The sequence below is a fragment of the Desulfobacter sp. genome, assembly GCF_050177295.1.
This window is the reverse complement of record NZ_JBFXHE010000083.1, coordinates 1-13,740: the sequence shown is the minus strand read 5'-3', so window position 1 is coordinate 13,740 and position 13,740 is coordinate 1. Positions and strand designations below refer to the sequence as shown.

At 47.6% G+C, this 13,740-nt stretch carries 12 protein-coding genes and 1 tRNA gene; 11 read left to right on the top strand and 2 right to left on the bottom strand.

Annotated elements, in window-relative coordinates:
* From AB7U36_RS08430 to topA, 10 genes are all read left to right on the top strand, one after another.
* Positions 1-572, top strand: a 572-nt coding sequence (locus AB7U36_RS08430; protein WP_428159343.1) for a DNA gyrase C-terminal beta-propeller domain-containing protein, incomplete at its 5' end; no start/stop codon positions are given.
* Positions 569-1,975: a membrane-bound lytic murein transglycosylase MltF gene (gene mltF, locus AB7U36_RS08425; protein ID WP_428159342.1), complete on the top strand. Its 1,407-nt coding sequence runs from the start codon at positions 569-571 to the stop codon at positions 1,973-1,975. The genes AB7U36_RS08430 and mltF, both read left to right, overlap by 4 nt.
* A gap of 96 nt (positions 1,976-2,071) precedes the next feature.
* Entirely contained in the window at positions 2,072-3,529 is a 1,458-nt protein-coding gene (locus tag AB7U36_RS08420; RefSeq protein WP_428159341.1) for an Rne/Rng family ribonuclease, read from the top strand.
* Between the two features lie 250 nt (positions 3,530-3,779).
* Positions 3,780-4,565 (top strand): hypothetical protein, encoded by a 786-nt coding sequence (locus AB7U36_RS08415; protein WP_428159340.1) that lies wholly within the window; start codon positions 3,780-3,782, stop codon positions 4,563-4,565.
* 37 nt (positions 4,566-4,602) lie between these two features.
* Positions 4,603-4,947, top strand: coding sequence for a preprotein translocase subunit YajC (gene yajC, locus AB7U36_RS08410; protein ID WP_428159339.1), 345 nt, complete (start codon positions 4,603-4,605; stop codon positions 4,945-4,947).
* A 24-nt stretch (positions 4,948-4,971) separates the two neighbouring features.
* On the top strand, positions 4,972-6,543 hold the full coding sequence (gene secD, locus AB7U36_RS08405; protein ID WP_428159338.1) for a protein translocase subunit SecD: 1,572 nt from the start codon (positions 4,972-4,974) through the stop codon (positions 6,541-6,543).
* Between the two features lie 13 nt (positions 6,544-6,556).
* Positions 6,557-7,594, top strand: coding sequence for a protein translocase subunit SecF (secF, locus tag AB7U36_RS08400; RefSeq protein WP_428159337.1), 1,038 nt, complete (start codon positions 6,557-6,559; stop codon positions 7,592-7,594).
* A gap of 11 nt (positions 7,595-7,605) precedes the next feature.
* A complete protein-coding gene (ybgF, locus tag AB7U36_RS08395; protein ID WP_428159336.1) occupies positions 7,606-8,337 on the top strand; it encodes a tol-pal system protein YbgF in 732 nt (243 codons plus the stop codon).
* Positions 8,338-8,426: 89 nt separating this feature from the next.
* Positions 8,427-9,467 (top strand): DNA-processing protein DprA, encoded by a 1,041-nt coding sequence (gene dprA, locus AB7U36_RS08390; RefSeq protein WP_428159335.1) that lies wholly within the window; start codon positions 8,427-8,429, stop codon positions 9,465-9,467.
* A gap of 2 nt (positions 9,468-9,469) precedes the next feature.
* Complete coding sequence (gene topA / locus AB7U36_RS08385) at positions 9,470-11,749, top strand: type I DNA topoisomerase (RefSeq protein WP_428159334.1); 2,280 nt, start codon at positions 9,470-9,472, stop codon at positions 11,747-11,749.
* Here topA and AB7U36_RS08380 read toward each other — a convergent pair.
* A complete protein-coding gene (locus tag AB7U36_RS08380) occupies positions 11,735-12,670 on the bottom strand; it encodes a glutamate--tRNA ligase family protein (RefSeq protein WP_428159333.1) in 936 nt (311 codons plus the stop codon). The two genes, topA and AB7U36_RS08380, sit on opposite strands and share 15 nt — an antisense overlap.
* A gap of 195 nt (positions 12,671-12,865) precedes the next feature.
* On the opposite strand from AB7U36_RS08380, the gene AB7U36_RS08375 reads away from it, so the two are divergent.
* Positions 12,866-12,941: transfer RNA gene (locus tag AB7U36_RS08375), tRNA-Lys, on the top strand.
* 348 nt (positions 12,942-13,289) lie between these two features.
* On the opposite strand, the gene AB7U36_RS08370 is transcribed toward AB7U36_RS08375, so the two are convergent.
* Positions 13,290-13,740, bottom strand: a 451-nt coding sequence (locus tag AB7U36_RS08370; RefSeq protein WP_428159332.1) for a DUF5675 family protein, incomplete at its 5' end; no start/stop codon positions are given.

Sequence of the window (13,740 nt, the reverse complement as noted above, 5' to 3'; positions counted from 1 at the left end):
GAAACGGGGAACCTGTCACAGGGCATCTCACCCTTGCCCCGGATACCACCATCTGCTACATGATTGCCGCCGAAGTCGAGGACCTGTTCCTCACCGGCGCAGATAATGGGTATGGCTATATCATCAAATTCAGTGATTTTTTAACCCATTTCAAAAACGGCAAGGCAGTGATCACTTTATCCAACAATGACCTGCCTGTGGCACCACTTCCCATACCAAATGTCAATTCCGACAGCATTGCCGCAGTCACCACCAGCGGCAGGATGCTGATCTTCCCGGCCAACCAGCTGCCGCGCCTGAAAAAAGGCAAGGGCAACAAAATAATTCATATTCCGGCTTCCGGCAAAGGCCAGAATCAGCCTGAAAAGCTTAAGCTTCTAAAAATATTGCCTTTAAGTTCAAAGCTTGTTATACATTCGGGCAAACATCTTTTGCGGCTGACGCCAGGCAATCAGCAGGATTACACAAGCACAAGAGGGCGACGGGGAAAGCTGCTTCCCCGGGGGTACAGAAACGTTGATGACCTTGAAATTATCCCCATCAAGTCAGCAACAGATGATACGGATTCATGAAATTATTTTTAAATAAACATTTTATATTACTAACGCTTATCATTGTAACCTTAGGGTTTGTGCGGTTTTGTGTACTGATTCACCACCAGGAAATCGACAGTACCCTGGACACCGTTGAAAAAATACGCAAAAACGGCAAGCTGCGCCTGATTACCAACAAGGCCATAAACACCTATTATCTGTACAACAACAAGCCCACTGGATTTGAATATGACCTGGCCCTGGAGTTTGCCAAATTCATGAATGTGGAACTTGATATCATAACACCCGGCTGGAATAACATGTTCGAATATCTCAAGCAGGGCAAAGGCGATTTTATTGCCGCAGGGATTTCCATTACTGCCCCGCGCATGAAATATGCTGATTTTTCCATTCCCTACATGACCATACAGCAGCGTATTATTCACCACAACCTCACCTTTGCTCCCAAGAACATCAAAGACATGGAATCCAGGGCGTTTCATGTCAGGCGGGGGACATCCTACCATGGCAGGCTGGCGCAGATAAAGGCCTCCGGTGTGGCTCTGGAGTATGTGCTGCATAACAACATCCCCACCGAAGAACTCATCGGCATGATCCATGACAGGGAAATTCAATTCACCATTGCCGACTCCAATATCGCCCTTCTCACCCGGCGTTTTTTTCCGGATATACGCATCGGCATTCCCGTACAGGAACGCGAGTCCCTGGCCTGGGCAGTCCGGAAAAACGATGATGAGATGCTCAAGCAGATCAACAAATTCTTCCTTTATGCCATCAACACCGGTATCTTAAAACGCATTACAGCCAAATATTATGACAATATCGACAATTTTGACGCCTATGAGCTGAAAAAATTCCATGACCGCATAGAAACCCGGCTGCCCCAATATAAAGAGGTGATCAAGGAAGAATGCGCCAGGCACGGATTTGACTGGCGCCTGGTGGTCGCCATGGTGTACCAGGAATCCAATTTTGACCCGAATGCAAAAAGCTTTACCAATGTCCGCGGGCTGATGCAGGTTACCGAAGAAACCGCCAGGGAAATGGGCATTAAAAACCGCCGGGACCCTCAACAAAGCATCTGCGCAGGAATAAAATATTTAGCTTTAATGTACAAACGATTTGATTATATTAGAGATGAATCCCAGCGGCTATTGTTTGCCCTGGCAAGTTATAATATCGGATATGGGCACGTCAAAGACGCCATAAGACTGGCAAAGGGAAAAGGGTACGCCCCAAATACCTGGAAAGGACTGAAGGCGACACTTCCTCTGTTGTCCAAAGAAAAATATTATAACCAGACAAAACACGGATATGCCCGGGGCTGGGAACCGGTTCATTATGTGGAGCGTATCCGGACATATTTCGATATTCTTAAACAAAAAAAAGCTGCCATGGCCAAAGGTGTGGTAGGCTTATAAAGACATATCAACCTGCAGCGCTTTGTCGGCATTTCATTCAGTGCTTTGCAGATACATACTCAATTTAAACGATTATAACGAAAAACGAGATCATGAATGAGCAGAAAAATTCTAATTAATGCAATGGATCCGGAAGAAAACCGTATTGCCATGGTTTTTGACAACAAACTGGATCAATTTCACATCGAAACAGCCGCCAAAGCGGCAACCAAAGGGAATATCTATAAAGGTATTGTCATCCGGGTGGAGCCCAGCCTGCAGGCAGTGTTCATGGATTACGGTGCCGAGAAAAACGGATTTCTGCAGAAAAACGAAATCCACCCGGATTATTTCCAGGAGGTCGAAAAAAATGACAGATCCCTGTTCAACTTAATTAAAAAAGGCCAGGAGATGATTGTCCAGGTCACCAAAGACCCGATTAATCTCAAAGGGGCCATGCTGACCACCTATATTTCCCTTCCCGGACGTTTTGGCGTACTTATGCCGGGGAACAATACCAGGGGTGTTTCCCGCAAGATTGAGGAGGAAGAGGAACGAAAACGCCTGGTTGGGATTCTCAAGAGCCTTACAATTGCCGAAGGATTCGGAATGATTGTCAGAACCGCAGGTAAGGGCGCCACCAAAACCTTGCTGACATCAGACCTTCGGTATTTGATGCGCGTATGGAAAAATATCGACAAACTGGCCATGGAAAACCAGGCACCCTGCCTTCTCTATAAGGAACAGAGCCTGGCCGTACGTTCTTTAAGGGACTATTTTACAACAGATATCACAGAGATTCTCATTGACAATCCAGACACCTACAAGGAGGTTCTGGACTTCATCGGGATGATTGCACCCAAACAGAAAAAAATTGTCCGGCTGTTCAAAAGTGAAAAACCCATTTTTACCAAATACCAGCTTGAGGAGCAGATATCTTCCATTTACAGAAGAGAGGTGACGCTTAAATCCGGTGGTTTTCTGGTCATCGAACAGACCGAAGCCCTGGTTTCCATTGATGTCAACTCCGGAAAATCCACAAAAAGAAACAGCATTGAGGAGACAGCCTTTCACACCAACCTTGAAGCGGCCGAAGAAGTGGCGCGGCAGTTGCGGCTGCGGGATATGGGCGGGCTTATTGTGGTGGATTTCATTGACATGAAGGAACGGCGCCACAAGGCAGAGATCACCAAAACCATGAAAAAATATTTAAAAACCGACAAAGCCAAAACCAAGGTAGGAGGAATCACCGCTTTCGGACTTCTTGAAATGTCCAGGCAAAGGATCCGCCACTCCATCACTTACGGGGCCTATGAAACCTGCAGACATTGCAACGGCCGGGGTATGACGCCGTCTGTTGAAGTCCAGACCCTTGCACTGCTGCGACAGTTAGCGCTAAAAACCCTGAAAGCGGAACCTGATCAGAAATTTACCTGCCGGGTTCCCGAAGACGTCGCCTATTACATGCTCAATACCAAAAGGGAAGAACTTCTTGAGCTTGAAACAAAACGTCAGGTAACCATAAATATTGAAATTGACCATACCATGATTTCCGGCCAGAACAGCATTAATTAGTGTTTGAACCAAAAGTCACTCATCTGCGGCGTTGCAGAAAAATTTACAATCCTCACATACTTTAGTATGCTCTGGTTGTAAATTTTTCTGCGCCTTGCATCTGAGCAACTTTTGGCCCAAACACGGGTCGCCGTTCAGACACCAAGTAAGGTCAACTTGACAATGTCTGATTTTTTATTGTATCTGAAACAACCTTAGGTGAGTTTAGAAAGGAGAGGCTGTGCGTACTTACAAACAAAAACGACACTCAATGATGCCTATCATCGCCCTTGCCGTGATTATTGCGGCAGCCCTTGTCGTGGTCTGGATTATCATGGGCAGGCAGTCCGGCAACAATGGACAGACCCAAGGGCAACAGACTGAAGTCACCCAGGATAAGTCCGGTGCCCCAAAAACAGATTCGGTGCCGGGCGCTGTGGTCAAACAGGTAAGCAAACCCGCGGTCATTGACTATAATGAGCTTGCAAAAGAAGGCATTATAAAAGATCTGATGGAGTCCCGTAAAAAGGATTTGGGTGTCAAAGACAGTGTGGATCTGATTGTCAAGTCCAATGAGGCCTTTACCGTGGGAGGCAATACGACCTCCATGGAAAAGGTGATGGAACAGGCATTTGCCGGCAAGGGGAAGGTGATTGAAAAGGAACTTGACGAATCCGGCGCCCAAAAGCCCCTGGCATCAGCCACCTACGGGATTTATGTGGTCCAGCCGGGCGACAATATTTGGAACATCCACTTCAAGATGCTTAAAGACTATTATACCCGTAAAGGTATTCGCCTGGGGAAAACCGCTGATGAACCCAAGAGTTCAGGCATGAGTTCGGGTGTAGGTAAAATTTTAAAATTCTCGGAAACCATGGTGATTACTTATAATCTAAAGGAAAAAAAGATAACCGCGGATATAAACATCATAGACCCCTTAAGCAAGGTGGTTATCTACAATATGGATGAGGTATTTGCCCTGCTTGAACAAATTGATTTTAATCATGTGGACAGACTCCGGTTTGATGGAAGTAACATCTGGATACCGGTACATTAATTTTTAAAAAGTTAACTTACCCAATTTAAGGAGGAACATGTTGATTAGCAATGCATACGCCATGGGCGCCCCGGGTGGACAGGCCGGACAGGCCGGCGGACTGGCCGGTTTTTTACCCATTATTATTCTGTTTGCCATTTTTTATTTCCTGCTCATCAGGCCCCAGCAAAAAAAGGCCAAAGAACATAAGGCAATGATCGACAATCTTAAAAAAGGCAGCCGGGTTGTAACATCCGGCGGCATCTTCGGCACCATTGTATCCTTAGACGACACCACCATCGGGCTTGAGATTGCCGAAAAAGTCAAAATTAAGGTTGCCAGGTCAAACATTGGCGGTCTGATCTCGGAAAATGAAGCGGCAACACCCAAAGAAAAAAACTAACCAAATCCTTCAGGAGTGATGAGATTGAAATTCTTTACCATAAAGCGCGTATTGATTCTGGGGGTCATTGTCGCTGCAGTTGTATGCCTGCTTCCCACGTTCACCAATACCTGGCCCCATAAAAAAATAAACCTTGGCCTTGACCTGCAGGGAGGCATGCACCTGGTGCTTGAGGTACAAAGCGAAGAAGCGGTTAAAGCCGAGCTTAACCGCACCATCAGCCAGCTTAAACTGGACCTGAAAAATGAAAAAATACAGCACATGGGCATTGACAAGACCGCTGATCATAAAATAATCGCCCAAATATCTGGCGCAGACAACAGATCAGCCGTGGAAAAATTATTGTCAGATGAATATGCAGGCCTTGAAATTCCTTCGGTTAAAAATATTGACGGCGGTATTTGCTTTACCCTGCGCCTGCCTGACAAGGAATCGGATTCCATCAAAAAAATGGCTACGGAGCAGGCGTTGGAGACCATCCGAAACCGTATTGACGAATTCGGCGTCAGTGAACCGGATATCAGAATCCAGAGCGGCAACAAAATTCTTCTGCAGCTGCCGGGCATCAGTGATCCAGAACGAGCCAAAGGGCTGATCGGAAAAACCGCCCAGCTCACATTCCAGCTTGTGGATGAACAGGGAGACATCAATGCCGCGTTAGCCGGAAAACCGCCTGTTGGGGATGAGATCCTTTACCAGATGAAAAAAAATGCCAATTCAGGCAGCCAGACCAGAACGCCATTTTTGATCAAAAAACATGTGGAGATTGACGGCAGCCAGTTAACCAATGCCCGGGTGGAGTTTGACCAGTTCCAGCAGCCCCAGGTAGGTATTGAATTCAGCCGTAAAGGTGCCAGGACCTTTGAACGGATTACCGGTGCCAATGTGAACAAACGTCTGGCCATTGTACTGGATAAAACCGTATACTCCGCACCCAATATCCAGGACCGTATTTCCGGCGGCAAAGCCGTGATCACAGGGCATTTTACCCTTGAAGAAGCCACTGATCTTGCCATTGCCCTGCGGGCCGGCTCCTTGCCTGCGCCGGTTAAAATTATTGAGGAACGGATCGTTGGCCCCAGCCTGGGTGCAGACTCCGTGCGTATGGGCCTGGTCTCCATTCTGGCGGGCGGTGCCCTGGTCGTTCTTTTCATGGTTGTTTATTACAGGGGGGCAGGCCTGATCGCCGACATTGCCCTGGTTGTGAATATCTTTCTGATCGGTGGCGGACTGGCAGTTTTCGGCGCCACCCTGACCCTGCCGGGTATTGCCGGTATCATCCTGACCATTGGTATGGCAGTGGACGCCAATGTGATTATCTTTGAGCGGATCCGGGAGGAACTTCGGGCCGGCCGGTCTTCCAAGGCAGCTGTGGATGTAGGGTATGACCGTGCCACGCTCACCATCATGGACGCCAATGTCACCACGTTGATCACAAGCGCTGTTCTGTTCCAGTTCGGCACAGGTTCCATCAAGGGATTTGCCATAACCCTGGGGCTTGGTATCGTGGCCAGTCTGTTTACTGCCCTGGTCCTGTCCAAGAGCATCTACGATCTGATTCTTGCAAACAAACAATCCGACACATTGAGCATATAAGGAACTTGTCATCATGCAGCTTATCAAGCCGGGTACCAACATTGATTTTATGGGAATGCGCAAAATTGGCTTTGCGTTTTCCCTGATCCTGATTCTGGCAGGTGTTGTCTCCCTGATTATTCATAATGGCCTCAATTACGGAATAGATTTTGCCGGCGGAACCTTGGTACAGGTAAAATTTTCCCAGAAAGTTGATGTTTCCGACATCCGCAAAGGATTGGACAAGATTGGCCTTAAAGATGTATCTGCCCAGGGATTTGGTGAACAGGGGGAACATGAATACCTGATCCGCACCTCCAGTGATGCCGACGCCCTGGGCAATCAGTTGTCTGACACCGTTTCAAAAGGACTGAAGGATGCAACCTCCCTTGAACCTGATATCCGGCGTGTGGAAATGGTCGGCCCCCAGGTGGGAAATGACCTAAAGAAAAAGGCGCTTCTGGCCGTTTTCTATTCCCTGCTGTTTATCACCATTTACATATCCGGTCGTTTTGAACAGAAATGGACCGTTGCCGGGATCACGGCAGGCGCATTGATGGCTGCGGTTTACTTTTTATCCGTATTCAACCTGCCCATGCCTTTTCTGATTACAGCAGCCCTGGTTGTCTCTCTGGTGCTGTTCTGGTATCTTCAGCTTCAGTACGCCATTGGCGCCATTATGGCCCTGATCCACGATGTGGCCATTACCGTGGGGGTATTTTCCCTGCTCAACCTTGATTTCTCGTTGCAGATCATTGCCGCCCTCTTAACCATCATCGGGTATTCACTGAACGACACCATCATCGTATTTGACCGAATCCGGGAAAATATCAAGGGGAATTCAGACCATTCCCTGGTACCGGACCTGTTTAACCGGAGTATCAATGAAACCCTGTCACGGACTATATTGACATCGGGCACCACGTTGATCGTGCTGCTGGCACTTTTCTTCCTTGGCGGAGAAATCATTCATAACTTTGCCTTTGCCATGATCATCGGCATTGTGGTGGGCACCTATTCATCCATTTTCATTGCATCCCCCATTGTTTTGATATCCCATAGAAAAGGATAAGGATAGCGCCTATGCCCGCATCCGGACAAAATGCTTCAAGGATTGCGCTGCTTTTTTTTATTCTTTTTTTGACCGCTTCCTGCGGTTTGATGAAAAAACATAAACTGACTGCCGGCCAGGCACAGAAAACCAAGGAAACTGTGCCTGACAGCATATCAGTTCCCGCCAATGCTCCAATAGATACATCACTTGACCAGGATATCCGCACCAGGCATATGCAAGAAAAAATCACCCGGCTTGAAAACCGGATTGCACTGCTTGAAAAAAAATCCTGTTCACAAACCAGACCATCGCCGTATCCAAATCAGGCGTACCCAGCCTACCCTGCCAAGTCAACTCAGCCGGCACCCCATGCACCAGCCCGGGATGAAGACCCTGTCAAGCTTTACAACAAAGGTCGGGTCCTGCTGCTTGAACGTAATTTTTCCAAGGCACAGACACTGCTTTCAAATTTTGTCAAAAAATTTCCAGATCATGAACTGGCAGACAACGCCCTTTACTGGCTTGGGGAGTGCAGCTACACCACAGGCGATTATGAAAAGGCTGCAGAAATTTTTAAAGCGCTTGTTCTGACTTATCCCAAGGGTCCAAAAGTTCCGGATGCCCTGCTTAAAACAGGATATGCCTACATGTCCATGGATGATGTCAGCCAGGCCAATCACTACTTCAAGCAAGTCATCACCCGCTATCCCTTTTCACCGGCAGCAGACAAGGCCCAACAGAAATTATCCCAGACCCGGTAGTTACTTAAATGGCACCCTGTCCGGACACATATCTGCCCTGGTTTCTTTTAACAGAACTGCCAGGTCTCAGTCCCCGCGTAATCAAAAATATGATTCAGCATTTTAAAACACCCGAAGCCATTTTAAAGGCATCTGAAACACAACTTTTGTCTGTGCCGGATATTATATCTTTCCGGGCCATAAAAAGCCTTCTTGGACACAAAGAATTTGAACCGGGTGCCCAAAAACGCCTTGCCCAGGTCCAGGATTCCGGGTACAGGGCTGTGGTGCTGACCGAACCTGAATACCCTGCCCTGCTTAAAAAAATTCCAGATCCCCCTGCCCTTTTATTTTATGACGGCACCTTTGATTCCCATGCGCCCTGTATCTCCATTGTGGGATCACGAAATGCCACCCGGTACGGCATGGATACAGCCAAATACCTTGCAGGACGCCTTGCGGCATTTGGTTTTACCATTGTGTCAGGTATGGCCCTGGGGATTGATACTGCTGCCCATAAAGGCGCACTTGAACATGATACCGGGCAGACACTGGCTGTTCTCGGATCAGGCCTTAACCATATCTACCCCAGACACAACCGCCCCTTGTACAGCCGGATCAGAAAACAGGGAGCTGTGATTTCCGAATTTTATCCGAACACTGCCCCGTTGCCCGCCAATTTTCCCCGGCGCAACAGAATTATTGCAGGTCTGTCCTGCGGCACGGTTGTGGTGGAAGCGGCCCCCAAAAGCGGATCCCTGATTACTGCCCGATTAGCCGGGGAATACAACCGTGAGGTATTTGCTGTTCCGGGCAGCATCAAATCCACCAAAAGCCGGGGCACCCACCACCTGATTAAACAAGGCGCGCACCTCATAGAGAGTGAACTGGACATCATTGATGAACTGTCCCAGTTTGTCCATGCCGCAGAGAAAGCGCCTTCACCTGAACCGGCAAAAAACAAACCAGCCATGGACAAAATCCAGACCATGGTATATAAACACCTCGATCTTTACCCCGGACATATTGATCATATTACCGCTTCAAGCGGTCTGACAAGCGCGCAGGTTTCTGCAGCCCTGCTTGACTTGGAATTGTCAGGACTTATTGTTCGCCATCCAGGCAATAAATTTTCAATTTTGGAGGAATAACATTGGCAAAGCCGCTTATTATTGTCGAATCGCCAACCAAAATCAAAACCCTGAAAAAGTATATCGGAAAGGAGTATAATGTGGCGGCCAGTGCCGGCCACATCCGTGATCTTCCGGTGAAAACCCTGGGTATTGATGTGGACGACAATTTTAAAGCCAACTACGTCAATATAAAAGACAAATCTAAGATCATCTCCAATTTAAAAAAAACCGCCGGTGATACAGATGAAATATTTCTTGCCCCTGACCCGGACCGTGAAGGGGAAGCCATTGCCTTTCATATCATGGAAATTTTAAAAAAAAAGGACCGCAGATTTCACCGGGTCCTTATCCATGAATTAACAAAAAAAGGGATTACCGAGGCCCTTTCCCATCCCACGCAGCCGGATGCGGACAAGTATGACGCCCAGCAGGCCAGACGAAAGCTGGACCGGCTAGTGGGCTACCAGATCTCACCGATTTTATGGCAAAAGGTCCAACGAGGACTCAGTGCCGGCCGGGTTCAGTCCGTGGCCGTTAAAATCATCTGTGACAGGGAGCGGGAGATCCGGGCGTTTGAGCCCGAGGAGTACTGGACCATTACCGCGGATCTTGAGGCGGAAAATCCGCCTGTTTTCAATGCAGCGTTGATAAAAATATCCGGCAAAAAAGCCAAGGTTACCAATGCGGACCAGGCCCATGCCATTGTGGCAGACCTTGAAAAGGCCAGTTTCATTGTCATGGAGATCAAAAATAAAACCATCAAGCGCAATCCTTTACCGCCTTTTATCACCAGTAAACTCCAGCAGGATGCTATTAACCGGCTGCGGTTCTCCGCCAAAAAAACCATGATTGTGGCCCAGCAGCTGTATGAAGGCATTGAGATCGGCAGCGGTGGTCCCGAAGGTCTGATCACTTACATGCGTACGGATTCCACCCGTATTGCCCCGGAAGCGGCCCAGGAGGCTTTAGGCCTGATCCGTCAGACCTTTGGAGACGCGTATGCCCTGGATGCCCCCAGATTTTTTCAAAACAAGAACAAGGTCCAGGATGCCCATGAAGCCATCCGCCCCACCTCGGTTTACAACACCCCGGAAAAACTGAAATCCTTTCTGTCGCCGGATCAGTTCAAACTCTATGATCTGATATGGAAACGGTTTGTGGCCTCCCAGATGGCCCAGGCCCTGATTGATCAGAAATCCATTCTAATTGAGGCAACGGACAAGTATCTGTTTTCCGTTTCCGGATCTACGACCCGGTTTGACGGATTCATGCGGTTGTATGCGACCCAGGAAAAAAGCAGTGAAAAAGAGATCCAGGCCCTGCCGCCGGTGGAACCCAAGGAAGCGCTGACAACCCGGAAAATCAATCCTGACCAGCATTTTACCAAGCCCCCGCCGAGGTTTTCCGAGGCTTCCCTTGTCCAGGAGCTTGAAAAAAACGGCATTGGCAGACCATCCACCTATGCCTCCATTCTGGCCGTGATCCAGGATAAAGGATACGTGGAGCTGATCAAACGGTATTTTACTCCAAGCGAGCTTGGCTTTATTGTCAATGATCTTTTAGTGGCTTCATTTCCCAACCTTTTAGACATTTCATTCACAGCCCAGATGGAGACCAATCTTGATGATGTGGAACAGGGAAAACTCAACGAGGTTGACCTGTTAAAAGCATTTTATTCCAATTTTAAAACCACCTTGGATAACGCCAAGGACCATATGGTTTCTGTTAAAGGCGTGGGCATTGAAACCGATATTAAATGCCCTTTATGCGGAAAACCTGTTAATATCAAAATCGGCAAAAACGGGCATTTTCTGGCTTGTACCGGATATCCCGAATGCAGTTTTACCAGTAATTACACAAGGGATGAAAGGGGCAATATTGAAATTGTCGAAAAAATCCAGGACAGCGAACCGGTCAAGGACTGCCCCAAATGCGGCAAGCCCATGGTGCAAAAAGACGGCAGATTTGGATTGTTTATCGCCTGTACAGGATATCCCGAATGCAAACACACGGAATCCGTGGCCCAGGAGAACTCAAGCAAAGATACGGGCGTACCCTGCCCGGAAAAAGGGTGTGACGGCACAATTGTGGAAAAACACTCAAAACGGGGGAAAATATTCTACGGGTGTTCCAAATATCCGGATTGTACCTTTGCCACCTGGGACAAACCTGTCAACGAAAGCTGTCCAGACTGCGGCAGCCCCTATCTCCTGGAAAAAGAGACAAAGCGGGATGGCAAAATTCTGAAATGCCCGGACCGTTCATGTGGGTTTAAAAAAAGCGTTTTACCTGTTCAATGAATTCAATGCTTGTTTTAGATCCTGTGCAGTAAGGATTGGATTGTGTTTAAGCCCTAAAACCCGGGCGGCTGTTTTTACGGCAAAGGCAGGAGATCCCCCTGACTGCCTCAGGTCTTTGAGCGCATAGGCACCCCTTGATTTTGACAACTTTTCGCCATTATCCCCCAAAACAAGCCCGTGATGAAGAAATCGGCATGCCGGAAATGAAGAGAAACCAAAACATTGGGCAAGATAAATCTGGGCCGCCGTGGAAAAAAGCAAATCTTGGCCCCGTACAATAAAATTGATACCACCTTCTTCATCTTCCAAAAGACTTGCCAGATGATAACTGGGTTGATCATCCTTGCGCCAGAGAACAAAATCACCAAATGCTTCGGCCAGATCAATGCGCTGATTATTGACCTGAATGCGGGTATCATTGTCCACCCTTAACCGAACAGCATGAAAACCGGGTTCAAATACAAAGCCGGCATTCCGGCATGTGCCCGGATACAGTCCATTGGGAGACACTTTTTTTATGGATGCCCGGCTGCACCGGCACACAAAGGTCTTTCGCCTCATTTTATCCAGGGCCTGTAACCTGCCCCGGTAATATTCCTTTTTTTTATGCAACGAAAAATTTTGATAAAAATCATCTGGTCCCGATGGCCCTGTATCCCAGTCCAAACTCAGCCAGTCAAGGCTGGTGAAGATGTCTTCCAGCACATCGGGCCTAAAACGGATACCGTCCATATCATCAATGCGCAGATGAAGACGTCCGTTACGGCTTCTGACAATGGCCCAGGTCACCAGAAAATTTACGGCATTGCCAAGGTGCAAAAAGCCGCTGGGGGTTGGTGCAAGGCGTGAAACCGGCTTGGACGGCACCTGGGAAAGGCACATCGGCGAACTGTTTTCAAAGGTTATGGACGTTTCCTGCAATATGTTTTACCCCTTGTCTTTTAAATTATTCCAGATCGAAAATTTAACATGACAATCATAAAATTTCCTCAAAATTTAGTCATGCTCGGCACAAAATCCCATAACAGCCTCAAACCAAAGATTATGATAAGGCTCATGATCTAAAAATCATTGACAATAACGGCAGTCTTGGATATTATCGGATTTTAATTTGATGGGCCATTAGCTCAATTGGCAGAGCAACTGACTCTTAATCAGTAGGTCCGGCGTTCGACCCGCCGATGGCCCACCATCGAAAACAAAGGCTCGCAGGCTTTTTCAGCTTGCGGGCCTTTTTGCTGAACTTAACCAAACTGCGCCAAACTGATCAATTTTGCCATCAATCTTGCCATCAATTTTTTTTTAATAACTGCATTTAAAAAACCCCGACAAACACTGCCATCAATGCTATGGCCACCGCAAATGACAGGATTGATTTTTTCATTTCAAAATCTCCAAAATAAAATTAAAAAAATCCGGCATAGCCCCGGACAATGCAGAACAAATAATCATTGTCATGGCGGTAGCAGTGCCGCAAATAACAATAATTCTCCTGGTCCACGGCGTCATTGAGCACCATATTTTTTTCATACTTCCCCTGTTACGCAGCCTCCCGCATGTCGTGATCCTGATATATGATTTCAAGACGGCCCATTAACGCCGCATCTATGACCTTTGAATATAGCCTACGGTATGCCGCTGCACTGTTTGTGATCATCATGTCACCAGGGGTGGTCACCGCACCCTCTCCGACCAGTAGACACCCGGCGGTGTGCTCATCCTTATTACCGCAGTGGATCAGAATGTATTCAAAATTCGGCACATCCTGGACATGAAGCATGCCTTTATGAATATCCGCAAACCGGCTTTTGTACCGACCATGAAAGCCACCAACTGAACGAACACCTATCTTGTATGTTCCAGGCGGTATCCGAGTTTCTCCGGCCACCTTTTCGACCCGATATTCATCTTCCAAACCAAAACAAAAAAATTTCCCATCCACAAACACACGGCTGATTGTGGTTTCTGAATCCGATATGAACCGGTCTATA